The organism is Sorangium sp. So ce834 (assembly GCF_051521425.1).
GTDB classification, from domain to species: domain Bacteria; phylum Myxococcota_A; class Polyangia; order Polyangiales; family Polyangiaceae; genus Sorangium; species Sorangium cellulosum_D.
The window spans coordinates 7,129,826-7,155,600 of the sequence record NZ_CP150351.1; the positions used below are offsets into that span (position 1 = coordinate 7,129,826).

A 25,775-nucleotide genomic window follows, 5' to 3' on the forward strand; every position below is an offset into this window, starting at 1 on the left:
CGCGTGGCGCGCGAGGGGACGCGGCCGCGCGCGCGCTACGCGGGCCGCGCCGCCGCGTCGAGCAGCCAGACGAGCCGTCCGGCCCCGCCGCGCGCGACGCGCGCCGGCACCTCGTCGGCCGGCCCCGGCCGCTTCGCCTGCTCCACGACCGCGCGCTTGCTCGCGCCGCGCGCGAGCAAGAGCTTGATCCGCGCCTCCCGGAGCACCGGGGGCGTCAGCGTGAGCCGCGCCTCCAGCCCCTTGTCCGGCTGCGCCGGGATCGCGGCGACGAGGCGATCCTCGATGGCCACCGCCCCCGTGCCGGGGAAGAGCGACGCCGTGTGCGCGTCGTCGCCGATCCCCAGCGTCATCAGGTCGAACGCCACCGCCGACGCGACCCCGAAGCGCGCGCGCAGGAGCGCCTCGTAGCGCGCCGCGGCCCCGGCGAGATCGGCCGCCTCCCCCTCCATGCGGAAGAAGCGGTCCTCCGGGATGCGCGCCGCCGCGAGATCCCGGCGCGCGGCGCCGTAGTTCGAGCGGGGGTGGTCGGGCGCGACCGCGCGCTCGTCCACCCAGAACCACTCGGTCTGCGCCCACGGGAGCGACAGCGCCGCGAGCCGCTGGTACGCCGGAGACGGCGTGCCCCCGCCCGACAGCGCGATGCGCGCGACGCCGCGCGCCTCGATCGCCTCCGCGATCGCGCGCGCCATGAGCTCCGCCCCGAGGAGCGCGAGCTCCGCCGCGTCCGCCGCGACGAGCGTCTCTTCACCACCGTTCATCTCGGTCCTCCTCCCTCCTCTCGGCCTCGTCAGAGGGCGCTCCACGCCGCGGCGGCGAGCACCGCCTCGCGCAGCAGCCGATCGCCCTCCAGCGAGTCGATCGTCTTCGTCAGCACCCACGTCTCGTCCCGGTGGCCGAGCGGGTGCAGGTGGTCGGCCGACCGCGCCCCCTCCATCGTCCACCGCGCCGTCGCGGGCGCCTTGTCGAGCCGCACGCACCCGAGCGCGAGCGGCTCGCCGCGCAGCGTCGTGAAGAGGCGCACGCCGTCGATCCGGCGCTGCGCCTGCTCCCCGGCCGGCGGCCCGTCGACCAGCGCGATCTCGATCGGCGCGCCGTCCGCCGCGCGGGCGCGGCCCACGACCCCGGCGCCGCCGGGCTGCGCCGGCCCCCGCGACTCGAACGTCCAGCCGAGCCGCGACGCCATCCAGCCGAGGAACAGCGCCGCCGGATCCGGCTTCGGCCCCGCGCTGCGCGCGATCTCCACCCGCCGGATCGCGCGGCACGCCTCGGGCATGTCGTCGAAGAACCGGGCCACGAGCTCGCGGAACGAGAACGTCCGCACGAACGCCCGGTCCGCGAGCGGCGCCCTCGTCCCGCGCGCCACCTCCGCGATCCGCTCGATGCACGTCTCGGCCGAGTCGAACACCAGCCGATCGCAGATCGGCGCGAGCGCGTCGCCGAGCACGTTCGGCGCGCCCGGCGCGAGCTCGACGATCACCGCCACGTCGGAGATCGTCAGCGCGCTCACCACCGACGCGACGCGCTCGGCGGCGGCCACCCCGAACGTGAGCTCCACGCGGTCGTAGCAGATCGGCACCTCCCCGGCGCGGCGGCACGTGGCCGACCAGTCGGCCTGGACGCTCAGCGGATCGAGCCGGTCGTCGAGCGTGATGAGCAGCGTCCGGCCCGCGTGCGTCTCGGCGAGCTCCTCGGTCTGCTCCTTCAGGCGCTCGACCTCGGCGCGGCTGCCCACCGCGACGAAGTTCATCGTCGACGCGCGCGTCTTCGGGGCCGGCTCCGGCCGCGACTCGTCGGGCGACGACCAGAACTCGGCGAGCTCCGACTCGACCCGCTTGATCACCTCGGCGATGCGCCCGGCGCTCACGGCCGCCTCCAGGCCCGCTCCGACGGCCGCTGCTCGCCGCACGCCCCGCGGGCGCCTTCGGACGGCTGGACCAGGGCGTCAGCCTCCTGCGGGCCCCACGTGCCCGCGGCGTAGCGCGCGATCGGCGCGTTTTGCGTCCGCCACCCCTCGAAGATCGGATCGACGAAGCCCCACTGCGCCTCGACCTCGTCGGCGCGCGTGAACAGCGTGGCGTCGCCGCGCAGCGCGTCGAGCAGGAGCCGCTCGTACGCCTCGGGCGTGCTCGATCCGAACGCGGCGCCGTAGCGGAAATCCATGGTCACGCCGCGGATCGCGATGCCGCTGCCCGGGATCTTCGCCGCGAACCGGAGCGAGATGCCCTCGTCGGGCTGGAGGCGCATGACGAGCGCGTTCGGCTCCTCGGTGGCGCCGGGGGCGCCCTTGAACAGGCCGTGCGGCAGCGGCTTGAAGTGCAGCACCACCTCGGCCACCCGCTTCGCCAGCCGCTTGCCGGCCCGCAGGTAGAACGGCACGCCGCCCCAGCGCCAGCTGTCGAGGTGAAGCTTCATCGCGACGTAGGTCTCGGTCATCGAGTCCTTCGCCACGTCGGGCTCCTCGGTGTAGCCGGGCACCTTCTCGCCGCGCACGATGCCGGCCGCGTACTGGCCGCGCACGGTCGACGCCAGCACGTCCGGCCCCTCGATCGGCCGGAGCGTCCGCAGCACCTTCACCTTCTCGTCGCGCACCGCGTCGGCGTCCCACGACGACGGCGGCTCCATCGCGACGAGCGTGAGCAGCTGGAGCGCGTGGTTCTGCACGATGTCCCGGGTGATGCCGACCTTCTCGTAGAACTTGCCGCGGCCCTCGACGCCGATCTCCTCGGCCACGGTGATCTGCACGTGGTCGACGTGCTGGCGCGACCAGAGCGGCTCGAAGATCGTGTTGCCGAACCGGAGGACGAGGAGGTTCTGGACCGTCTCCTTCCCGAGGTAGTGGTCGATCCGGTAGATCTGCGACTCGGCCAGGTGGGCGAGCAGGTCGCGGTTGAGGGCGCGGGCGCTCGCCAGGTCCTCGCCGAACGGCTTCTCGACGACGACGTGCTGGAACGGCGCGTCCTTCTCGTGCGACGGCGGCGCGACGAGGTTCGCCGCGCGCAGGCCGCGCACGATGGGCGCGAACTGGTCGGGCGCGACGGCCAGGTAGAAGACGCGGTTTTTGCGGGTGCCGCGCTCGGCGTCGAGCCGCTCGAGCTCCGCGGCGAGCCGGGTGTACGTCTCGGGCTCGTCGAACGACCCCTGGACGTAGCTGATGCCCTTCTCGAGCTCGCTCCAGGACGCCTCCTCGAGCGGGCGCCGCGAGTACTTCCCGACCGCCTCGCGCATCTCCTCGGCGAAGTCCGGCTTCGGGCGCCGCGCCACGCCGACAACGGCGAAGCCGCCGGTCAGCAGGCGGCTGAGCGCCAGGTTGTAGACCGCGGGCAACAGCTTGCGACGGGTCAGGTCGCCCGAGGCGCCAAAGATCACGAGCGCTGCCGGCGAGGCGGTTCGCTCCTCGGGCATTCCTTCGCGAAGCGGGTTCTTCTCGGCTTGGGTCATGATGGATGAGCTCCGATCGGCGACGACGGGCACGATGCCCGCGCGCCTCCGCGGCGTAGGGTAGCTCCGATCGCGCCGGCGGAAGGCGGAACGACGCGCGTCGCCGTCGCCGCGCCGCCGCGGCGACGGCTTCGCGCGGGCGTGCGGGCCGGGCGCGCGGCGGCGCCGAGCGTGTCCGCCGGCTCGCGGCGCCCTTCCATCCGATCGCGACCGGTACTAGGCTCCCCCGCGCGATGGCCGCGCCGGTGCTCCCGCGAATCCGCGTCCCCCACCCTCACGTGCGGTGCGACAGCCAGGTGCTCGCCGGGAGCCCGCACGTCGCCGGGTCGCGCGTCCCGGTGCGGCGGCTCTGGGCGTGGCACCGCGGCGGCGCGTCGGTCGAGACGCTGCTCAAGCGGTACCCGAACCTCGGGCCCGCGCGCGTGCTCGACGCGCTCGCGTTCGCCTACGACAACCAGGACCTCATCGAGGCCGACATCGCCCGCGAGCAGGCGCTCTTCGAGAAGAAGGGCGGGCCCACGGTCGGCGCGCGCCCGCTCGCGCAGCTCAACCTCCCCTTCGACGAAGGCGACGAGTAATCAGGGCGAGGCGCGCGAGGCGCGCGAGGCGCGCGAGGCGCGCCGCTCCGCCGCACATCCCCGCTCGGCGCGCTCAGCTTGTTTCTTTACAGCCATCGTGACTTAGGGCAATAGGGCGCTCCATCGCTGGGGCTCGACGTGCGGGCTGCTCGGCATCGCGAGCGACGGCCGCGCAGGATCGCGGCTGTCCCAGCTTTCAAGGTGGCGGCCATTGGTGTAGGGTCCGCGCCCCATGGGGTACCCGTCGAGGTGCCGGAGGGTTTCTGAAATGAGCGTCAATCGATGGAAGTTGGTCGCGATGCCCGTGGCCCTGCTCGGGCTGGCTTCGCCTCTCCTCGTGAACTGTGGCGGCAAGGGGATCCCCGGCGCGGACAGCCTGCCCGGGCCCGCCGGTGACCTGGCGTCCGCCGCGGGCGGCTGCGAGGAGCTGAAGAACGGCGGTATCGCCGACCTCAAGTTCGAGGGCGGCGCCGATGTCGAGGGCAAAATCAAGGGCTTCCTCCAGGCCGCGGCCTCGCTCGACAAGCTCACGGCGGACCTGGAGGCGGATCTCATCGCCTCGTGCGGCAAGCTCGGCAAGGACCTCGGCATGAGCGACGCGGAGCTCAAGGCCGAGCCGGGCGGCGGCAAGGGCGCCGAGAAGGTCTGCAACGCGGTCTCGGCCAAGGTGAACGCCGCCGTCAAGGCGAACGCCGAGGCGAAGCTCGCGGTCCAGATCGATCCCCCGAAGTGCTACGCCGACGTCGAGGCCATGCAGAAGTGCCTCGGCGACTGCGGCTCGCCGGTGCAGCCCGGCAAGCTCGAGGCGAGCTGCGAGGGCGGCGAGATCAGCGGCAAGTGTGACGCCGAGTGCAAGGGCAAGTGCACCGTCGACGCCGGCGCGGCGTGCTCCGGCACCTGCAACGCGAGCTGCTCGGGCAAGTGCGAAGCCGGCTTCAAGGGCACCTGCGGCGGCAAGTGCGACGGCAAGTGCGACGGCAAGGACTCGAAGGGCGCGGCGTGCGCGGGCACCTGCGAGGGCAAGTGCGACGCCAAGGCCGAGGGCAGCTGCACCGGCACCTGCGACGGCTCCTGCTCGGGCTCCTGCGAGATCAAGGGCTCGGCCAAGTGCTCGGGGTCCTGCTCGGGCGGCTGCAGCGCCGAGATCAAGGAGCCGAAGTGCTCGGGCGAGTTCAAGCCCCCGAGCGTCGACCCGAGCTGCCAGATGCAGTGCACCGCGAAGACGGCCGGCGAGGCGAAGTGCGACGCGCCGAACGTCCGCATCGTGGCGAACGGCAAGGTGAACGCCGACGCGCAGAAGCTCGTCGCCGCGCTCCGGGCGTCGCTCCCGGCGATCGCCAAGGTCCAGCTCGGGACCGGCAAGAAGCTGGCGGCGGCCGTGTCCGGCGTCGGCAAGGCGGGCGTCGAGGTCAAGGACGCGGCGCTCAAGGCCGGCGGCAAGGCGGTCGCCTGCGTCGCGGCCGCGGTGGACGCGTCGGCCAGCGCGACGGCCTCGATCGACGTCAACATCAAGGCCAGCGCCAGCGTCAGCGGCTCGGCCAGCGGCTCGGCCAGCGGCGGGACCTGATCCCCGGAACGGCTTGAGTCCGGACGCGGCGGCGGTCACCCCCTCCCGGGGGTGCCGCCGCCGTCGTCATTTTCGGCCCCGACCCGAGGTCGACAGCGCAGCTCTGGGTGCCGGCTCACGTTCCTTGTCGCCGCGCGGCGCGCGGACGTCCAGGCGAGCACCGGAATCTCCCCCCGAACGTGACATGCACGTTTCTTGTCGAACCCGGCAAGATGCAGCAGGCCGTCGAGGCGCGGCGCGCCGCGAGGCGGCAAGCTGGCAAGATGGCTGCAAAAGTGGCCATTGCGCGCCGTCACGGCGCCGCGTCCGGAGTATCATGACGGTTCTGCGGGTGATGACGGGGTACTCGGAAGGGCAGGTACGATGGTCGGCGGTCCCTTGATCGAGCGCGGCGCCAGGATCGGCGAGTACACGATCGACGAGCCGCTCGGCGAGGGCGGCTTCGGCGCGGTGTTCCGCGGCCACGACGAGTCCGGGAACGTCGCCGCCATCAAGATCTTCAAGGAAGTGAGCGCCCAGAACGTCGGGCAGCTCTTCGCCCAGCAGAACGAGATCGAGGCGCTGCTCCGCCTGCGCCATCCGTCGCTGGTGAAGCTCTCCTCGTATGGCGTCCTCGACGGGATCGGCCTCTACCTCGCGATGGAGCTCGTGCAGGGCGAGACGCTCGACAGGTACCTCGCGCGGATGGGCTCGCTCGACACGATCGAGGCCCTGCGCATCGCGCGCCGCGTGGCCGAGGCGCTCGCCCACTGCCACGCGCTCAACGTGCTGCACCTCGACCTCAAGCCGAGCAACATCGTCCTCACCGATCCGTACGAGCCCCGGCTCAAGATCCTCGACTTCGGCCTGGCCACGCTCACGGTGAGCTTTCAGCCCGAGCACGCCCGCGTCAACGCGGGCACCATCGCCTACCTCGCGCCCGAGTGCCTGAAGCGGGGCGGGCTCGCGCGCCCGAGCCCCCGGATGGACCTCTACGCGGTCGGCGTCGTGCTCTACGAGCTGCTCGCCGGCCGCCTCCCGTTCGCGGACGGCACCGTCGACAGCGTCATCAACCAGAAGGTCTACGGCACCCTCGTGCCGCTCGCCACCGTGGCCCCGGAGACGCCGGCGCCGGTCGTCGCGCTCGTCGACGAGCTCATGCAGCGCGACCCCGCGCGGCGCTTCTCGAGCGCGGCCCGGCTCTGCGCGCGGCTCAAGGAGCTCTACTACGTCACGCTCCACGGCACCTCGCAGCCCCCGGCCGCCGACGCGGCCGAGCGCGAGCGCGACGCCGCCCCGCCCGAGGCCCTCGACGACGCGCCGTTCATCGGCCGCGAGCTGGAGCTCGGCCGGCTCGCCGAGCTCATCCAGGGCGCGGTGTGCGGTGAGCCGCGGCCGGCCGTGGTGGTCGGCGACACGGGCGTCGGCAAGAGCCGCCTCGTCGCCGAGCTGCTCCGGAGCGTCGAGCAGACGGGCACGGCCATCGTCGCCTACGGCAGGTGCCGCGAGCTCTCCGGGCTCATCCCCTACTCCGCGATCCGCGAGGCGCTGACGCAGGTCGCGCTCTGGCTGGAGCGGCACAACGACAGCCGCGCGGCGCGCATCCGCCGGCTGGTCAGCCTCGTGGTCGCCGACGACGCCGCCCTGCTCCAAGGGCTCGTCCCCGAGCTCATGCGCGCCGTCGGGCTCGCCGACGAGGGCGGCGCCATCGGCCCGGGCGGCACGCGCTGGATCGCCGATCTCCTGCTGCGGCTGCTCGGCGCGATCGCCGAGGAGATCCCCGTGGTCCTCGCGATCGAGGACGTCCACTGGGCCGACGAGGCGACGCAGGACGTGCTCCTCCGGATCTCGGACCAGCTCGGCGAGCGGCCGATCCTGCTGCTCGGCACGGCCCGTCCGCCGTTCCCCGGGCGCGGCGCGCCCGGCTCGACGCTGCCCCCGCCGGCCTCGGCCGGGCTGCGCGGCTCGCCCGGCTCGTCGCCGATGACGCCGCGCTCGGCGGGGTGGCTCGCCTGGAAGGGCGTCGAGCGCCTCGATCTCGGCCCGCTCCCGCCCGAGGCGAACCGGGCGCTGATCTCCGCGCTCGGCCGCGGCGCGGGCGACGACCTCGTGCAGGAGCTCGTCCGCCGCGTCCCGCTGCTCGCCGCCGGCAACCCGCTCTTCAACATCCAGGTCGTCCGCAACATGGAGACCGAGGGCTTCCTGCAGCGCGGCCGCGGCGGCGCGCTCGAGATCTCCCGCGCCGACGCGCACTACCGCGCGCCCGCCTCGGTCTCGGACGTCCTCGCCCGCAGCATCGAGGCGCTCGATCCGACGACGGTCCAGGTCCTCGGCGTGGCCGCGCTCATCGGCCGCCAGTTCCTGCGCGACGATCTGGTCGAGCTCGGCCTCTTCGGTCCGGCGGAGGTCGACAGCGCCCTGCGCGACGCCGCCGCGCACCACATCTGCCTGAGCGAGGACGGGGGCCTCACGTCGTTCTCGCACGACGCGGCGCGCGAGCAGCTCGCCGCCCGCGTGCCGCCCGGGGATCGCGGCGAGGTCCACCGGCGCATCGCGCGGCGCATCGAGCTGCGCGGCGGCGATCCGGGGACGCTCGCGCACCACGTCGAGCGCGCCGGCGAGCTCGACCGCGCCGCGGAGGCGTACCTGCTCGCGGCGAACGAGGCCGACCGCCTGCAGGACCCGCACGGCGCGAGCCGCCGGCTCAAGCAGGCGCTCGCGCTGCTCGAGCGGCTGCCGCTCGACCCGGCGCGGATCGAGCTCCGGGCCCGCTGCGCGCACGAGCTCGCGCGCGTCGCGTGCCTGCTCGGCAGCACGGCGGAGCCGCTCGATCTGCTCCGGCGCACGCAGGGCGCGCTGCCGGACACGCCGCTCGTCACGGCGGCGCTCTCCAGCGCGCTGTCGCGCGTGCACTACGTCCGGGGGGAGTTCGCCGACGCCGTCGCGCACAGCCGCAAGGCGCTCGCGGCGATCGGCGCGAGCCCCGAGCTCCGCCCGTACCAGTGCCTGCCCGCGAACATCCTCGGGCGCGCGCTGTGCGCGGCGGGCAAGGTGGGCCCGGCGACCGAGCCGCTGCGCCGCGGCTGCGAGCTCGCGGAGGCGGCGGGCGAGTACATCGAGCTGTGCCACTCGCGCGGCATCCTCTGCGTCGCCCTGAGCCAGGCGGGCTGCTACGCCGAGGCCGAGCAGAGCGCCGCCGACGCCGCGCGCCTGGCCGAGCGCCTGCGCGACCCGGTGCGGCTGCTCGGCACGTGGTTCTACTACGCGGTGCTCGCCGAGGGCCGGTTCGACTGGGATCTCGGGGTCCGGTCGACCGCGCAGCTCCTCTCGTACGCCGAGGAGCACGGCCTGAGCGGGCTCTACCTGTATGTCGGCACGATGTACGCGGGCCGGCACCAGTTCCATGTGGGCCACCTGGCGCGGGCGCGGGTGCTGATCGCCAACGCGTGCAACCTGAGCGGCGTGCTCGGCATCGGCATGGGGCGCGGCTGGGCCGAGGGGTACCTGGGCGACGTGCTCTTCGTGCAGGGCCAGCTCCGCGAGGCGCTCGCCGCCTACGATCGGGCGATCGAGATCGGCTCGGCGGGGACGGGCGACGCGTACGCCGTGGGGCTCGGCCGGGTCGGCCGGGTGCACGCGCTCGCGCTCCTCGGCCGCGACGCCGGCGAGCTCCGGGCGTACGCCAGGGAGACGCTCGAGCTCATCCGCGTCTCCGGCAACCGGACGCAGCTCGTCACGGCGCTCGAGCGCTGCGCCGAGGCGTTCGACGCGCTGGGCGACGAGGCGGAGGCGCGCGACGTCCGCGCCGAGCGCGAGGTGCTCGTCGACGAGCTCGGCCTCGTCGACCCGACGTTCTGGCCGCGGCCTCCGGCCGAGGCGGCGTTCCAGGGTCACCCGCGGGCGTACTGGACCGACGCGCCGCGCGAGGTCCGGTCGTCGGCGCCGAGCAACCTGGGCACGACGCAGATCGTCGGCGCGACGGTGGCGGAGCTCGCGGCGGCGGCGACGCTCGCGATCACGGAGGACGACCTGGGCGCGCGGACGCACGTGGCGATCCCGCGGCTGCGCCACGTGACGTTGCTCGAGACGCTCGCCTCGGTGGAGGGCTTCGTCCCGCGCTTCGACGGGCCGGAGGCCCCGCCGGTCGCGAAGTGACCGCGGAGGGGGGCGCCGCCGTGGCGCCGGCCGGTCCGATCGAGGTCGCGCGCACGGCGCTCGCCCACGCCTGGGCGATGCTGTTCCTGGTCGTGCTGCTCCCGGTCGGCCTGCTCTGCTTCCCCTTCGATCCCCGGCAGCGGATGCACGACCGCCTCTCGGTGGTGTGGGCGGCCGGGGCGCTCTGGCTCGTCGGCGTGCGCGTCGAGGCCGAGGGGGCCGAGCACGTGCGGCCGGGCGAGCGCTACGTGATCGCGGCGAACCACCAGAGCACGCTCGACATCCTCGCGTTGCTCGTGGCGCTGCAGGCGCGCGCGCCGTTCCGCTTCCTGGCGAAGCGCGCGCTGTTCCGGGTGCCGGTGCTCGGCTGGGGCATGCGCCTCTACGGCCACACGCCGGTCGATCGGCGGCGCGCCCGCGGCGCCGTGGCGGATCTCGGCGCGGCGCAGCGCAACCTGATGCAGCGGTGGTCGACGGTGTTCTTCCCCGAGGGCACGCGGAGCGCGACCGGCGGGCTCTTGCCTTTCCGGCTGGGTGCCTTCCGGGTCGCCGGGGCCGCGGGCGCGCGCGTGCTGCCGGTGACCATCGTTGGCGCGGGCGCGCTCCAGCCGAAGGGCCGCTACGCCGCCGCGCCCGGCGTCGTGCGGGTCGTCGTGCACCCGCCGCTCGATCCGCCCGGGCCGTCGCTCGAGGAGCTCCGCGCCTCGATGGAGGCGTGCCGGGCCGCGGTGGCGTCGGCGCTGCCGCCGGCGCTCCGCGGGGCGGGCGAGACGGGGGGCGGGTGAGCCGCGGGGGGAGGCATGCATGAGCGGCGTCCACGCTGGCTGAGCGTGCGTGGATACACCGCAGCAGGGATGTCGTCGCGCGGCGGGGCGCGACGAGGAGCGCGCGAGGCGAGACACCGCTACAGCACGGCGAAGCTCGCGTCCGGAGCGAACGCCCAGCCGGAGGAAGCGCGGCGACACGTTGCATGACGCCACGGCCCCACCGAGATTCACCTCGGCGTCGAACGACAGCCGAAGGCCGAGGGATAGATTCACCAACCTGGTGCTCCAGGACCTGCCTCTCGGCGCGATGTTTCAATCGTTCCACGCATAGCGGCCACAATGGATGTCCGATGCACCATAGCGCTCCTTCGTCGGCATGCGCGTCGAGTGAGCGCGGCTATCAGAGGACAATCATGGTCCATCGAGAACGACTCGATTCGATCTTCTCGGAGGCTCGCCTTCGCATGACGCGCCTCACACCGCGCCGCGAGCGGGGCCTGCAGGCGCTGCGCTCGGGTATCGGCCCCTGCGCCCCGACCGCTTTCAATGTGCCCAAAGCTTGGCGCCCCACCTGGAGCTCCCGCCGCTCGTCCGGAAATTGCGCGGAAATTGCGCGGAAATTGCGGGTGAGCGGCCCTCGCCCGCGCCGCCGGGCGTACGGGAAGCGCCGGGTCTACCCAGGCAGCCATCACCGCCGTCGCCGCCGCTTCCCGCCCACGGCGGGGCTTCCAAGCGCGTCGGCCGTCCGGTAGATTGTCGAAATGGCATACCAGGGTTCCGGTCCACCAGCGGCTGTATCAGAGCCAGTGGATGTGGATCGCGTGCGGCGCGAGCGGGACCTCTACCGGAAGCTCCTGGACCTCGGCGCGAACAACGAGATCGAGCCCTTTCTCGAAGAGGCGCTCGCGCTGATCGTCGACATCGCCGGCGCTCGCCGCGGCTATCTGGAGATCCGGGACGATGGCGCCGACGCCGGGGGGGCGCCGTTCTGGATGGCCCGCGGCTGCACCGAAGAGGACGTCGCCGGCGTGCGCGCGGCGATCTCGCGCGGCGTGATCGCGCAGGCCATCGCCTCGGGGCAGACGATCGTGACCAGCTCGGCGCTCAACGACCCCCGCTTTCGCGACCGGGGCAGCGTGCGCGCGAACCGCATCGAGGCGGTGCTCTGCGCGCCCATCGGCGCCGACCCGCCGCTCGGCGTCCTCTACCTGCAGGATCGCATGCAGCCGGGGCCCTTTCGGGACGAGGACCGGGCGCACGTCGAGCTCTTGGCGCGCCACGTCGCCACGCTCGCCGATCGCCTGCTCCTGCGGCGGCGAACCGCCGAGTCGGCGGACCCCACGCTGCCTCTTCGAAAGAAGCTGCGCGCGGACGGAATCCGCGGGAGGAGCCCCGCGCTCGCTCGGCTCTTCCAGCAGCTCGCCCTCGTCGCGCCGCTCGACGTGAGCGTCCTCCTGACGGGGCCCACGGGGAGCGGCAAGACCGCCGTCGCCCGCGTCCTCCACGACAACAGCCCTCGGGCCGGCAGGCCCTTCGTCGAGATCAACTGCGGCGCCCTCCCGGAGGCCCTCATCGAGAGCGAGCTCTTCGGCGCCATGCCGGGCGCGCACTCGACGGCGAGCCGCAGAGTCCCGGGCAAGGTCGAGGCGGCCGAGGGGGGGACGCTGTTCCTCGACGAGGTCGCGGAGCTCAGCTTGACGGCCCAGGCGGCGCTCCTCCAGCTCCTCCAGTCGAAAGAGTACTTCCCGCTCGGCGGGTCCAAGGCGGTGAGCGCGGACGTGCGCATCGTGGCCGCCACGAACGCCGACCTGCGCGCCGCCGCGGCGAAGAAGGCCTTTCGAGAGGACCTGTTCTATCGCCTCCAGGTGCTCCCGGTCCGGGTGCCCTCCCTCGCCGAGCGCCGCGAGGATGTGCCGGAGCTCGCGGCCCACTTCTGCGAGCAGGCCGTGCGCACGTACAACCTCCCGCGGCTCGAGCTGTCGGTCGGCGCGCTGCGGGCCGTCGAGAACGCCGAGTGGCCCGGCAACATCCGCGAGCTGGCCCACGCGGTGGAGGCCGCCGTCATCCGGGCCGCGGCGGACGGCGTGCTGCGCGTCGAGCAGCGGCATTTCTTCCCCGAGCCCGAGCCGGCCCGCGGCGACGCCGGAGAGCGCGGCGACGCCGGAGAGCGCGGAGACTGGCTCACGGGACAGCCGACCCTCCAGGCGGCCACGCGGGCGTTCCAGGCGCGCTTCGTCCGCCGCGTGCTGGACGAGGGCGGCTGGAACGTCTCTGAAGCCGCGGCGCGGCTCGACATCGCGCGGTCGCACGTCTACAACCTGATTCGAGGGCTCGGGCTGGAGCGACCGAAAGGTGTCTAGCGCGGCGGCTCTCTCCGTGCAGGGCTCCTCCCCCGGGGCGGCGCCCGGCCCGCAGCCGGACCTCGGCGCGGTGTACCTGGAGGAGCACAGGGAGCTCGTCCTCGAGGAAATCCGCCGCATCATCCGCGCGGGCTCCCCGGGGGACGATCGGGCCTACCGGCTGATGCTGGATTATCCGCTGCGCCGCGCGAAGGGGCTGCGTCCCGCGCTGTGCATCGCCGTCTGCCGCGCGCTCGGCGGGGAGCGCGAGGAGGTCCTCCCGTCGGCCGCGGTGGTCGAGATGTACCATAACGCCTTTCTCATCCATGACGACATCGAGGATGGCTCGCTCACCCGGCGGGGTGGGCCCGCGCTCCACCGGACCCACGGCGTCCCCGCGGCGGTCAACTGCGGTGACGGCCTCCTCGCGCTCACGCTCGGTCCCCTGCTGGCCAACACCGACCGGCTCGGCCTCGGCCGGGCCCTGCGCATCCTCGACGTCTACGCCCGCGCCGTCATCGAGTCGTTCGAGGGGCAGGCGCAGGAGCTCTCGTGGATCGACGAGGGGACATGGCAGCTCACCGACGCGGACTACGAGTCGATGGTGCGGCGAAAGACGTGCAGCTACAGCTTCGTCGCGCCGGGCCTCGTGGGGGCGGCGGTGGCCGGGGCGGAGCCGCGCCTGGAGGCGCTCCTCGTGTCGTTCCTGGAGAGCCTCGGCCTCGCCTTTCAGATCCAGGACGATCTCCTCAACCTCGAGGAGGGGCGCGCCGATTACGGCAAAGAGCTCGCCGGCGATCTCTGGGAGGGCAAGCGAACGCTCATGCTGCTCCACGCGCTCCGCTCCGCCCGGGAGGCCGACCGCGAGGAGGCGTTACGGATCCTGCGCAAGCCGCGACCGGCCGCCGGATCGCCGGAGGCCGGGCTCGCGGATCTGCTGAGAGGGATGGTGGAGGAGCGGATCATCGATGAGGCCGGTCGCGCCGCGATGATGCGGTATCTCGACCGCCGGGCCGCGTCGTCGGGCGAGAAGACGGAGGACGACGTGCGGTTCCTGTGGCGGCTGATCGACGATCACGGAGGCATCGAGCACGCCCGCGGGGTGGCGGGGCGTCACGCGGCGTCGGCCGAGGTGCGGTGGCGAGAGCTCGCGGAGGTGCTGGCCGACTCCGTTCACAAGCGGTTCATCGGCTGGCTCAAGGACTATGTCGTCCAGCGGACGTGGTGAAGCGATGTCGGTTCGAAAGGACGGCCTGGCCGAGGCCCAGGCCGTCGACATTCAGGCGATGTTCGAGGCGCTCTGCCGCGTTCAGAGCGGGGCCAGCGCGAACGACGGCCCCGAGGCGCGGCTCGCGAGGTTCGCACGCGAAGCCGGCGCGCCCGGGGCTGCCGGCGGCGCGCGCGAGGCAGGCGCCCCCAGGGCTGCCGGCGGCGCGCGCGAGGCCGGCGCGCCCGCGGCCGCCCGCGGCGCGCGCGACGGCGAGGACGAGTTCCCGGATTTCTCGGTCGATCCGCCGGTGGCCGAGCCCCTGGAAATGCCCGCGGAGCCGTCGATCGGCCGCGAGCCCCGGGCCGAGCGCGGACTCGAGCCCAGCGCCGGCGCCCCGCCCGGCGGCGAGCGGGACGCGATCCTGGCTGCCCTCCTGGGCGCGCTCGGCGACTACCAGCGCCTCCTGATCCGCTACAGCCGGGAGTTCGACGAGGCGCTCGCGCGGCGGGCCCGCGGCGAGGCGGAGGCTGGCGACGCCGTGCTGGAGCGCCTGCGCGCGGCCCAGGCGCTCCTCGTCAAGTACCCTCTCGCCGGACAGGCGGCCTTCCACGCGCTCGTCCGGGAGGGCCGGCGGTTCTCGGAGACCGACGAGGGTCGCTCCTGGAAGCGGCGCCTCGCGGGCTCTCCGCTGCTCGCCCGCGCGCGCACCCTCTTCGAGGGCCTGTCCGGCGGGATCGTGAGCGAGGAAGGCGGCGCGGTGCCCTCGGCCTACGTGGACGCCTTCCTGCGCGCCCTCGATCGCGATCTCGAGGGCGTGCTGTCGGACCTGGGCGGCGCCGGAGACCGGCCGTGAGCGTCATCGCGCCCGAGCTCGATTTCGACACGCACGACGGGTTCCTGCACGCCGTGCTCGGGCTGCTCGGCGCGAGCCGGGAGATCGCGTCGCTCGCGGGCCTGGCGGCCGCGGCGGGCCGACCCGGCGGCGACGGCGGGCCAGTCTCCGGGGACGGCGAGGCGGAGGACGCGGTGCTGCTCGCGCTGCTCGGGGTCCTGTCGCTGAGCGGGCGCGTGCAGCGGATCGCGGAGACGTGGGCCGAGGGCGCGTCGCCCCCGGAGGGGCCGCCCCCCGCAGGGGTGCCCGTCCGGCCGGTGGAAGATCTCCTCCGGTGAGCCTCTCCGCCGCGCGGCTCAGCGCCCTCGCCGCGGACGCCGATCCGTGGCGCGGTCTGCCGTTCGAGCTCGAGGCGAGGCGAGACTACAAGGAGTGGCAGCACTTCGTCGTCTTCGGCGAGGACTGGACGTCGCTCTTCAACCTCAGCCTGGAGGGCGGCGGCGCGGGAAAGGCGATCACGGTCGTCTGCCGGCAAGCGTGGCGGGGGCACGTGGCGCGGTGCCCGAGGCCCGAGGTGCGCCCTGGCCGCATGGACGCGACGTTCGATCGCGCCGCGATGCGGTGGCGCGGCGGCCGGTACGAGATCGTGAACCACGGTGACGGCGCGCGGATGGAGGTCGTCCTCGCGCCCGCGTCGGTGCCCTCGCTCAGCCACGACATCCGCCTCGGGCCCGGGGCTCACCTGAGCTGGTGTCTCGTGCCGCGGCTCCTGGCGTCGGGCTGGGTGGAGATCGAGGGACAGCGGCGCTCGTTCGAGGACAGGCCCGCGTACCACGACCACAACTGGGGTCGATTCCGCTGGGGCGGCGATTTCTCCTGGGAATGGGGCTGCGCGGTGCCCAGCGATCCGGCCGTCCCGTGGACGGTGGTCTTCTCGAGGATGAACGATCGCGCCCGCACCCGGACCACCGCGACGAGCGTGTTCCTCCTGCGGGGCGGGGCGATCGTGCGGTATTTCCGGAACACCGAGGCGCGCTTCACGACCGAGGGCGCCGTGGATGCGCGGCCTTCGGGGCGCGTGCCCGCGGCGGCGGCGCTGCTCTTGCCGGACCACGACCGCGACGTGCCGCGGTGGACGCGGTTCGAGGCGAGCCGGGGCGGAGAGTCCCTGTCGGGGGAGATCGAGGCGGGCGTGCGCGGGCAGATCCTCGTGCCCTCCGAGATGGATATCCGCGGCGTCGTGCGGCTGAACGAGGCCCACGCGCGCGCCCGGATCCGCGGCGTGTGCGCCGGAGAGGTGGTCGAGCTCGATGGCCCGTGCCTCCTGGAGGTGGTCCGTGGCTGAGCCGGTGACGCGCACGCTGCGGCGGGCGCTGCGCCTGATCGCGGAGCGGCAGCCGGAGGCGAGCGCCGCGATGGCGGGCTGCCTCGAGGGGCTCACGGTGTCGGTGGACGTCGCGTCCGAGCCGGCGGTGGGGCTCGGCGGCGTCGGGCGCGAGGTGGTCGAGGTGCCCTTGGCGGAGCGGGCGGCGATCCGGATCTCGACGGACCGGAAGAGCATCCGGGCGCTTCTGTCGGGGGAGCGGACGCTGAGCGAGTCGCTGCGAAGCGGGGCGGTCGGCCTCGCCGGGAAGGTGGAGGACCTCTCGCGGGGACTCCGCGCGTTCGAGGTCTTCGTGGGAGCGCTGTTGCGGATCGACGAGGCGGAGGAGCTCCGCCTGGAGCTGGAGGGCGGGAAATGAGCGGCGAGAGACAGCGGAGCGGAAGCCGAGGGCAGGGCCCGGCGCAAAAACAGCGAAAAAATCTGGTCGTGGAACTTCACAAGCGGTCCGAGTTCCTGGAGTTCTGCGCGCGAACCAAGGCGCTTCCAACTCCAGATCGCAAGCCATACAAGCCTCTGTCTGACGTTTGTCACCGCGAAGACTGGCAGGGTATCATCCTGCGTAGGCTCGAGGAATTCGAACCTAAAGAGCCAACCTCTGGCGAGCTGCTCGACTATGGCAGCCAGTCGAGCTGGCACAATAGCGCGCATGATGGAGACGGCTCCCATCACGGCGTGCAGGCGCTCGACCTTGCGCGGACAGCTAACCGAGCGCAGGACTCCGTGAAGCGTTTCGTACGGCAGCAGCTCATGTATTTGTTGCTCTGCCAGTGCAAGTACGCGGCACCGCGGCACAAGGCTGCGCCCGCGGCCAGGAACCTCTGGCCGGCGGCCGTCGCAGAGCAGCTCCGCGCATGGCACGCGGCCATTCCCAGAGAGGTGCTCGCGTTCTACGACGCTGCGCTGCTCGAGCTCCTCGCGGATCGACGGCTCGCTGGGGACATGGGAGCATCCGTGTACCAATCGAACCTCGATAAGACGCGCGTGACCAATGGCGCTCACTTGACGGCGGCCAAGGAGGAGGAACAGGAACGGAAGGTGCCAGCTCGCCGCGAGCTCGAACGCCTGCTGGACTCCGCCTTTTATTCGTCGGTTGACCGGCCGAGCCCTTACTGGCACCTCCTTCAAAAGCCGAGATCCATCCTCGACTCCATAGTAGAGCTCCTGGGCAAGAAGGGGGGAACAGATCTCGTGGCCTGGTGCCTGGCGTTGTTCCAGACCGCCGACAACAGCCTAATTCCCTGCATACATCCCGTGGAAGGGTCGCCCTGGTTCTACGATCCGGATCGCGTCTGCAAGTTTCTCAACGCGGCCCGTTACGCGCTGGGAGCGCCCCGGCGCGCCGACGTCGGCAAGCAGGACGCCGAAATGGACGCGAGGTCGGCGGACATTCTCGAACAGGAGCTGATTCTATTTATCAATGCTTGCCTGGAGGACCCGGAAGAGCAGGAACGTACGTCGACCATTCATCGGAGCACATTCGGCCAAAAGCCCAAGAAGCCGAACAGAAAGCACGATTTCAGCAAACGCTCGTCGATAGAGCGCGTTTGGTGGAGCTCGTTCTTATTTCCGAACAAGAAGGAGGCACCCGAGCGCCTCGCGCGCTGGTGCAATCAAAATATCCAGGAGGACTGGACGTTTCCGAAGCCGAGCGACAAGGCAGACCGAGGCGATCGCACTGTCGTGCTGGTCTATGGGGCTGGGATCGCGGGTCTCACGGCAGCCCACGAGCTCGCAGAGCGCAACTTCCAGGTCCACGTCATCGAAGCTTCGTCGCCCGATCCGCGGGGACCTGCGGGGAAGGGATTCGACCGAGACGAGCTAACCCCTCAGGTGGGTGGCATGGCTCGGACGCAATGGGACGCCCTGCACGAGCACAATGCACAAGACGCTCGCAGGGCAGAGACACAAGGATCTTGCGAGGCAGACACCAAAGGAGCTCGCAGACAAGACGCAAAAACAGCTCGCAGAACGAGCGCAAAAAGAGCTCGCGGCACGCTGGTTCCGGGAGAGCACGGGTATCGTCTATTCCCCAGCTTCTACCGGCACGTTTTCGATACCATGAAGCGTACACCCATCGCGGTGCCAGGGCCCGGACTCCGCCCCACGGCGTTCAATCAGCTCGAGCCCACCTTCCGCCAGGTGTTCGCCGCGCGCAAGGGCTTGGTCCCGCTCAGCCGCGAGCGCCCGCGCAGCCTGGAGGCCTTCCGGACGGAGTACATGCGCCTCACGCAGGGGCTCGGGTTCAGCCGGCGGGACCTCACGCGCTTCTTCTTCAAGCTCGTCCGCTATCTGATGACGTGCAGCGCCAGGAGGGAGAAAGAGTACGAGGGGATATCCCTGTTCACGTTTCTCGGCGCAGATCAGAAAGGCTTCTACTCCGAGCCGTTCATCCAGGCGATCCGAGCCGCACCACAGGCGCTGGTCGCCATGGATGCGGAGCACTGCGATGCGCGCACCCAGGCCAACGTGTACTTGCAGCTCCTCCTCGATCAGGTGCTCGGCGGACAGTACACGGACTGCATCCTCTCGGGCCCGACGAGCCACGCCTGGCTCATCCCGTGGCGCAAGCACCTGGAGGAGAATCTCGATGTCAAGTTCCATCAGGGTGAGCTCCTGAGCATCACGGGCACCGGGAAAAAGCTGGAGGTGCTGGTCCGAGGGCAGCGCCTAGCTCTCCCGGACGCCGACTACCACGTCGTCGCGCTCGACGCCGTCGCGGCCGAGCGGGTAACTCGATGGTGGAACTCCAGCGAGATGAGCACCCTCCCGCACGACGGCGTACCCCGGGAGCTTCGAGGGTTCACCAGCTACATCACGACCCAGCTGCCTGCCGGGCTGGGACGCTACGAGCTCGCGGTCACCTACACGAGCCCTCTCTCTCTGCAGGAGGCCGACGACAAGCTGCGGAACCTCCTCCGCCGAGTCCAGGCAGCCGAGGACGATGAATCGCTCGAGCAACGGGAACGATCCGTGTTCCGCTCGGCGACGTATTCGACCGGCCAGACCGTGCAAGAGCCGGAGGGCGTACCGGAGCTGCGCCTCCATTTCTGGTTCGACCGCAGGGTCGGCCCGCACGAGGTGAAGATCCTCGAGACTGTCCTCCGCCGCTGGGCGCGCCCTGCGGAAGACGTGCGGCTCACCAGCGAGAGCGCACAGCAGTTCCCGCAGGCGGTACGCGTGACGACACCGCGCCTGCCCGGGCAGCGGTACGGAGACGCGCCCGGCGATCGGCTCCAGACGTTCACGGGAGTCCAGTATTACTTCGATCAGGACTTCAAGCTCGTACGCGGACACGTCTATTTTCCGGACACCGAGTGGGGCCTCTCCGCCGTGTCGCAGTCGCAGTTCTGGGTAGGGAAGCATTTCGACGCCATCACCCCGCGCATCCGTGGCGTCCTGTCGGTGGACATCGGGAGCTGCTGCCGGCGCTCCTCGTTCACGGGAAAGAGCCTCATGGATTCCTCCCCCGACGAGATCCAGAGAGAGGTCTGGCGCCAGATCAAGGATAGTCTGCGGACGATCCGCGGCGCGGCCGCGCCGGTGACGAACCTTCCGCTCCCGGAGCCGCTCTACTACCATCTGGACTCGAACCTCGTGTTCGCGGGCAGCGCGCTGCGCGCCAACCGCACCCCGTTCCTGATCAACAGAGTCGGAGACTGGGACAACCGGCCGCGCTGCATGCCGTGGGTGCCCGGCAGGAGCAAGCTCGGGAACGGCGAACGGACGGACGGCACCGGGCTCTGGCAAGCTCCCCACGGCGGCTACCGCGTCCACGAGGACAAGGTCGTGTTCTGCGGCTCGTACATGCGCACGTTCACCCGCATGAACACGATGGAAGCCGCCAACGAGTCGGCGCGGCACGCCGTCAACGCCATCCTCGATCACATGGCCTCCACACACAGATCGGAGGATCTCGAGAGGGCCGGCATCACCGGCGACTACTGCGACATCTGGGACATCGAGGAGCACGAGCTCGACGATCTCGCCTTCTTCAAGCGCGTCGACGAGATGCTGTTCCGCGCAGGCAAGCCGCACATCGCCGACATCCTCCAGTTCGACAAGATCGCCGACGTCGCGCACCCCGACCCGAGCCCCGGCCAGTCGCTCCTCGCCGCGCTCGGGGCCACCCTCAAGAACGACTGGGGCGCGGACGCCAACGACCTCGCCGGCAGCCTCAACGGGCTCATGGAGATCGTCCGCGCCGGCAAGGACCTCGCGGGCTCGCTCGGCGGCGACCCGCCGAACCTGCAAAAGCTCCTCTCCTTGCTCGGCGCCGTCAAGGCCGGCCCCGGGAAGCAGGCGCCGTGAACGCCGCGCGCGTCTCCGCGCCCGTCGGCGGGCCGTTCGACGCCGGAGGGCGCTACGTCGTCCGGGAAGTCCTCGGCTCGGGCGCCTTCGGGATCGTCTACCGCGTGCTCGACCGGCGGTGGGACCAGGAGGTCGCCCTCAAGACCCTCCTCGACACCACGCCCGAAGGACGGCAGTGGCTCAAGGCGGAATACAGGGCCCTGCGCGACATCGTCCACCCCAACCTGGTCCGCCTCCACGAGCTCCACATCGAGGGCGAGCGGTGCTTCTTCACGATGGAAGTCGTCCCGGGCGGGCTCCCCTTCACCGACCGGCTCGGCCTCGACCCGAAGGCGCCCGAGGAGCAGCAGGCCGCCGCGATCCGCGGGATCTGCCAGGCAGGGCTCCAGCTCGCCGAGGCGCTCGCGACCGTCCACGCCTCCGGCAAATCGCACCGCGACGTGAAGCCCACCAACGTGCTCGTCAGCGAGGAAGGACACGTGACCCTCCTCGACTTCGGCATGGCCACCCCCGTCTCCCGCGCGCGGCTGCTCGACACGGCCCGCGGCGTCGTGCTCGGCACCCTGCCCTACCTCGCGCCCGAGCAGTACTGGGACCCGAAGCCGCTCCCCGCCTCGGACTGGTACAGCGTGGGCCTGGTCCTCTACGAGGCCCTCGCGGGCCGGCTCCCGTTCGGAGACGACCCCTCCGAGGAGATCGACGCGAAGCATCGCCTGCCCGACCCGCCGTCGAGGCTCGCGCCCTCGGTCCCGCCCGCGGTCGATCGGCTCGTGCTCGGCCTGCTGGAGCCGGACCCAGGCCGGCGCATGCCCGCCCCGGAGGCGCTGGCCGCCCTGCGCGAGCACGCCGCCCCGCGCGAGGACGCCGAGGCGCCCCGCGCCCGCGCCAGCCGGCTCCCGCTCGCGGCGGAGGCCGAGCTCGACTTCGTGGCCCGCGAGGCGGAGCTCGGCGCCCTGCGCGACGCCTTCGCCGCGGCCCAGCAAGGCCAGCTCGTCACCGTGGACGTCGTGGGGCCCTCGGGCATGGGAAAGACCGTGCTCGTCCGGCGGTTCCTGCGCGATCTGGAGGGCGCCGGCCCGGCCACGCCGCTCGTGCTGGAGGCGCGGTGCCACCCGTACGAGTCGATCCCGTACAAGGCGTTCGACGCGGCGATCGACGATCTGGCCCGGTACTGGGTCGGCCTCGACGAGGCCTCGGCCGCGGCCCTCTGCCCCGCCGAGGGCGCGGAGGCGCTGGCGCTGCTCTTCCCCGAGCTCCGGCGGGTGCCCGTCGTCGACGCGAAGGCGTGGTCCGGCGCGGCCCGCGGCGACCCGCGCGCCCTGCGCCAGTCCGGGTTCGCCGCGCTCCGGGTCGTCCTCGCGCACGCGGCCGCGCGGCAGCCCGTGGTCCTCTGGGTCGACGACGCGCAGTGGGCGGACGCCGACAGCGTCGCCCTCGTGGAGAGCGTCTTCGGCGGCGAGGATCCGCCCCACGTCGCGCTCGTCCTGTCGCGCCGCCCGGCCGGCGAGACGCCTCAACCGGCGCTGCTAGAGGCCCTCTCCATGGCCCGATCCAGGGGAAAATCGGTCGAGATCGAGCTCGCGCCCCTCGGCGCGGGCTCGGCCGTCGCCCTCGCGCGCGCGATCACCGCCCGCGCAGGCGCCGGCGCGGAGGCCGTCCTCGAGATCGTGGAGGAAGCCGGCGGCGTGCCCTACCTGGTCGCCGAGCTGGCGCACTTCGCGGCGGCAGCCCGGACCGCGGAGGGCGCCCGGGGGCTCACGACGACGGCGACGTCGCTCCTGCACGAGCGCCTCCAGGCGCTCTCGGACGAGGACCGCGCGCTGGTCGAGGTCGCGGCGCTCTCCGGGGCCGCCCAGCGCGCCGCGGTGCTGCTCGAGGCGGCGGGGAGCCGGGACCGGCGGCGGCTCCGGGACCTGTGCCTGCTCCGCCTCCTCCGGTGGGCGGGCGCGGGCGAAGAGGAGACGCTCCAGATCTACCACGATCGGCTGCGGGAGTTCGTCGCGGGCGCGCTGCCCAAGGAGGTGAGCGCCCGGCACCACGCCGCGCTCGTGTCGGCGATGGAGGCCGCGGGCTCCGACGACGCGGAGCAGCTCATGGCCCACGCGCTGGCCGCCGGCGACCGGCCCCGGACCCGCCGCCACGCGATGACCGCGGCGCGGCGCGCCGAGGCCGCGCTGGCCTTCGAGCAGGCGGCGCGCCTCTACCGCGTCGCGCTGGAGCACACCGCCGGAGAGGCGCCCTGCGCCGACCTCCACGCCCTGCTCGCCGAGGCGCTGGCCAACGCCGGACGGAGCACGGACGCGGCCCCCGCGTTCGAGCGCGCGGCCCGCGCGGTCGCCGAGGAGTCTCCGCGCGAGATCGAGCGGAGAGGGCTCTACCGGCGGCGGGCGGGCGAGCAGTACCTGAAAGCGGGGCGCTTCGACGAGGGCCTGCGGCTCATGGAGGCGTTCCTCGGGGAATCGCGCGTGCGGCTGCCGACGTCGGGCAACGGCGCGCTCCTTGTGTCGGCCGGGAAGCGGCTGCGGCTGTACCTCAGGGGCTTCGACTTCGAGGCGCGGCCGCCCGGCGCGATCGCCCCGGGCACCCGGCGCCGGCTCGACGACCTGTGGGCCGCCACGACGGCGCTGTCGATGATGGACCCGGTCCGCGCGGACGGGGTCGGCCTCCTGCATTTCCTCGAAGCGCTGCGCGAGGGAGACTCCGCCCACATCGCGCGGTCGCTCGGCTACGAGGCGGCCTTCGCGGCGCTCATCGGCGGCGGCTTCCTGCGCGCGAGGTCGCGGGACCTCGTGCGGCGCAACGAGCGCGCCCTCGAGGGCGGCGCCGCCCCCTACGAGCGGGCCTTCTACCTGCTCGGCGCCGGCTCTTCGGCCTTCTTCCACGGCGACTGGGACCGGGCGGCGAGGCTCTGCGACGCCGCCGCGGTGCAGTTTCGCGCGGAGTGCCGGGGGGCCGAGTACGAGGCCGCGGTGGCGATCGTGTTCAGCTTGCAGGCGCTCGGCCAGGCTGGCCGCGTCGGCGAGCTGGTCGCGCGGATCCCCGCCGCGATCCGCGAGGCCGAGGCGCGCGGCGATCTGTTCGCGGCCAACAATTACCGGGGCGGGTTCCACGGCGTCGGGCGGCTCGCGGCCGGGCGGGTGGACGAGGTGGCCACCGATCTGCGCAAAGTGGTGGAGACCTGGAAGTCGGGGTTCTACCAGATGCACGCGTATCACCGGGTCTTCTCCGGCGTGGCGCTCGACCTCTACGTGGGCGATCCGAGATCGGCCGTCGCGCGGATCGAGGGGGACTGGCCCGAGCTGCGCGACGGCCTGTTCCTGCGGATGGAGCTGCCCGCGATGGAGCTGCGGTGGACCCGGGCGCGGGCGGCGCTCGCGCTCGCGGGGCAGAGCGGCGGGTCGGCGCGGAGGGCGCTGCTCCGCCGAGTGAAGGAGCTCGTCCGGGCGATCGGCCGGGCCACGGTGCCCGCGTCGCGCCCGCACGCGTCGCTGCTCCTCGCGGGCCTCGCCGCGACGGAGGGGCGGAGGGGCCAGGCGCAGGCTCACCTGCGCTCGGCGCTCGCGGGGTACACGGCGGCGAAGATGGCCATTCACCGGGAGGTGGCCCGCTGGGCGCTCGGCAGGGTCGCCGGCGGCCGGGAGGGCGCCCGCCACATCGACGAGGCGGGGGCCTGGATGTCGTCGGAAGGCGTCCCCGACATGACGCCGCTGGCGAGGGCGATCGCCCCCGGGGTCGAGCGGGCGTTCGGCGGCCCGGGGGTCGCGTGACGGTCTATGACGTGGTCATCGCCGGCGCCGGGCCCGCGGGGAGCGCGCTCGCGATCGAGCTGGCCTCCGAGGGGTATGCGGTGCTCCTCTGCGACGCCGCCCGCTTCCCCCGGGACAAGCCGTGTGGAGATTACGTCAGCCCGAGGGGCCTCGCGCGTCTCGAGGCGCTCGGCTGCGGGGAGGCGATCCGGCGGCTCGACTGCCTCCCGATCCGCAAATCGCGGCTTTACCTGAACCGGGATCACCTGGTCTCCGGGGTGTTGCCGCGCGTCGCCGGCCTGCCGGCGCACGGGCACGCCATCCCGCGCAAGGAGCTCGACGACCTCCTGTTCCGGCGAGCGATCCGGGCGGGCGCGGAGGCCCGGGAGTCGTGCCGGGTGACGGGGTTCGAGGCGACGGCGCGCGGGGTCCTCGTGAGCGCGACGCGCGAGGGCAAGGCGTGCCGCATCGAGGGCCGGCTCCTCGTCGGGGCGGACGGGGCGACGAGCGCGGTCGCGAACGCGGCGGGCCTGCGGATGAACGACCCCCGCTACACCCTCGCTTCCATCCGCGCGTACGCGCGCGACCTGACCCTCGATCATACGCTGATGTACTTCGACGAGAAGTATTTCCCCGGGTACGGCTGGGTGTTCCCCGTGCGTCCGGGGCTCTGCAACATCGGCGTCGGGATGGTGAGCGAGCCGCTCGTGAGGAGCGGCCTCAAGCTGGGCGACTTCTACGCGAAGCTCACGAGGCTGGTCCACCACCTGGCGAGCTCGAAGGGCGCGCGCGTGGAGATCGGGCCCCAGCGCGGGTGGCCCATCCGGAGCTACGGCGGCGCGACGAGGAACCACTTCGAGCGCGGGCTCCTGATCGGGGAGGCAGGCTGCTTCGTGGATCCCATCAATGGAGAGGGGATCCCGCTCGCGCTCTCGAGCGCGCACGTGGCGGCGCGCACCGTCCGCGCGGCGTTCCGGGAGGGGCGCTTCGGGAGGGATTTCCTCGCGCGCTACGAGGCCGACTTCCGCGCGCATTTCGACCCGGATCTCGGGATCAGCGATCTCGCGGTCACCATGATCCGCAACCGGCACCTGCTTCCGGTGTGGCTCGCCATGTTCCGGACGATGAGCCTCACCGCCCAGAAGGACGCGCGCTACGCGCAGGTGACGGGGGGGATCCTCGGCGGCGTGATCGCGGCGCGGGAGGGGATCACCCCCGAGATGTTCGTACGCACGCTGGCGCACGGGCCCGGCTTCTGGCGCGAGGCGCTCGGCGCCTCTGCGCCCGGCGGCGCCTCGGGCTGGCTCGCCGGCGGGGCCGCGCTCCTCGGGTTCCAGGCGTCGCTGGCCCGCGCGATCCGGGAGGACGGGGCGTGGCTGTACGGGTGGGCGAGAGAGGTCCATGCGAAGCAGAAGAAGCTCGGGCTCGCCGCGCTTCGAGGGGTGTCGCTCGGGGGGCGCTGAGCCCCCGAG

General features: G+C 72.7%; 16 protein-coding genes. 13 read left to right on the forward strand and 3 right to left on the reverse strand.

Annotation, left to right across the window (positions count from 1 at the left end):
* Positions 1-35: 35 nt before the first annotated feature.
* Genes pgl through zwf form a run of 3 tightly spaced genes read right to left on the reverse strand, consistent with a single transcriptional unit; the run spans position 36 to position 3,438 of the window.
* A complete protein-coding gene (pgl, locus tag WMF20_RS25545; RefSeq protein ID WP_437604567.1) occupies positions 36-758 on the reverse strand; it encodes a 6-phosphogluconolactonase in 723 nt (240 codons plus the stop codon).
* 29 nt (positions 759-787) lie between these two features.
* Positions 788-1,864: a glucose-6-phosphate dehydrogenase assembly protein OpcA gene (locus WMF20_RS25550; protein ID WP_437604568.1), complete on the reverse strand. Its 1,077-nt coding sequence runs from the start codon at positions 1,862-1,864 to the stop codon at positions 788-790.
* The gene (gene zwf / locus WMF20_RS25555; protein WP_437604569.1) at positions 1,861-3,438 is read right to left on the reverse strand and encodes a glucose-6-phosphate dehydrogenase; all 1,578 of its coding nucleotides are present in this window, start codon (positions 3,436-3,438) and stop codon (positions 1,861-1,863) included. The genes WMF20_RS25550 and zwf overlap by 4 nt, the downstream gene beginning before the upstream one ends.
* Before the next feature lie 233 nt (positions 3,439-3,671).
* Here zwf and WMF20_RS25560 point away from each other — a divergent pair, with 233 nt between their 5' ends.
* The 13 genes from WMF20_RS25560 to WMF20_RS25620 all read left to right on the forward strand — a co-directional run bounded on the left by WMF20_RS25560 (position 3,672) and on the right by WMF20_RS25620 (position 25,766).
* On the forward strand, positions 3,672-4,016 hold the full coding sequence (locus tag WMF20_RS25560; RefSeq protein WP_129576857.1) for a DUF433 domain-containing protein: 345 nt from the start codon (positions 3,672-3,674) through the stop codon (positions 4,014-4,016).
* Between the two features lie 268 nt (positions 4,017-4,284).
* Complete coding sequence (locus WMF20_RS25565; protein ID WP_437604570.1) at positions 4,285-5,583, forward strand: hypothetical protein; 1,299 nt, start codon at positions 4,285-4,287, stop codon at positions 5,581-5,583.
* A gap of 363 nt (positions 5,584-5,946) precedes the next feature.
* Entirely contained in the window at positions 5,947-9,717 is a 3,771-nt protein-coding gene (locus tag WMF20_RS25570) for a serine/threonine-protein kinase (protein ID WP_437604571.1), read from the forward strand.
* On the forward strand, positions 9,714-10,502 hold the full coding sequence (locus WMF20_RS25575; protein ID WP_437604572.1) for a lysophospholipid acyltransferase family protein: 789 nt from the start codon (positions 9,714-9,716) through the stop codon (positions 10,500-10,502). The genes WMF20_RS25570 and WMF20_RS25575 overlap by 4 nt, the downstream gene beginning before the upstream one ends.
* Positions 10,503-11,290: 788 nt before the next feature.
* On the forward strand, positions 11,291-12,844 hold the full coding sequence (locus WMF20_RS25580) for a sigma 54-interacting transcriptional regulator (protein WP_237244111.1): 1,554 nt from the start codon (positions 11,291-11,293) through the stop codon (positions 12,842-12,844).
* A gap of 16 nt (positions 12,845-12,860) precedes the next feature.
* Entirely contained in the window at positions 12,861-14,051 is a 1,191-nt protein-coding gene (locus tag WMF20_RS25585; RefSeq protein ID WP_437604573.1) for a polyprenyl synthetase family protein, read from the forward strand.
* A 4-nt stretch (positions 14,052-14,055) separates the two neighbouring features.
* Positions 14,056-14,886, forward strand: a complete 831-nt coding sequence (locus WMF20_RS25590; RefSeq protein WP_437604574.1) for a hypothetical protein — start codon at positions 14,056-14,058, stop codon at positions 14,884-14,886.
* Entirely contained in the window at positions 14,883-15,203 is a 321-nt protein-coding gene (locus tag WMF20_RS25595) for a hypothetical protein (RefSeq protein WP_437604575.1), read from the forward strand. The genes WMF20_RS25590 and WMF20_RS25595 overlap by 4 nt, the downstream gene beginning before the upstream one ends.
* Positions 15,200-16,210 carry a hypothetical protein gene (locus WMF20_RS25600; RefSeq protein ID WP_437604576.1) on the forward strand — a complete coding sequence of 337 codons (1,011 nt, stop codon included), beginning with the start codon at positions 15,200-15,202 and terminating at the stop codon, positions 16,208-16,210. Before WMF20_RS25595 ends, WMF20_RS25600 begins: the two co-directional genes overlap by 4 nt.
* A complete protein-coding gene (locus tag WMF20_RS25605; RefSeq protein WP_437604577.1) occupies positions 16,203-16,607 on the forward strand; it encodes a hypothetical protein in 405 nt (134 codons plus the stop codon). Before WMF20_RS25600 ends, WMF20_RS25605 begins: the two co-directional genes overlap by 8 nt.
* A 68-nt stretch (positions 16,608-16,675) precedes the next feature.
* Entirely contained in the window at positions 16,676-20,557 is a 3,882-nt protein-coding gene (locus WMF20_RS25610) for an NAD(P)-binding protein (protein ID WP_437604578.1), read from the forward strand.
* Positions 20,554-24,324 (forward strand): serine/threonine-protein kinase, encoded by a 3,771-nt coding sequence (locus WMF20_RS25615; RefSeq protein WP_437604579.1) that lies wholly within the window; start codon positions 20,554-20,556, stop codon positions 24,322-24,324. Before WMF20_RS25610 ends, WMF20_RS25615 begins: the two co-directional genes overlap by 4 nt.
* Positions 24,321-25,766: an NAD(P)/FAD-dependent oxidoreductase gene (locus tag WMF20_RS25620; protein WP_437604581.1), complete on the forward strand. Its 1,446-nt coding sequence runs from the start codon at positions 24,321-24,323 to the stop codon at positions 25,764-25,766. The genes WMF20_RS25615 and WMF20_RS25620 overlap by 4 nt, the downstream gene beginning before the upstream one ends.
* Positions 25,767-25,775: the final 9 nt, after the last annotated feature.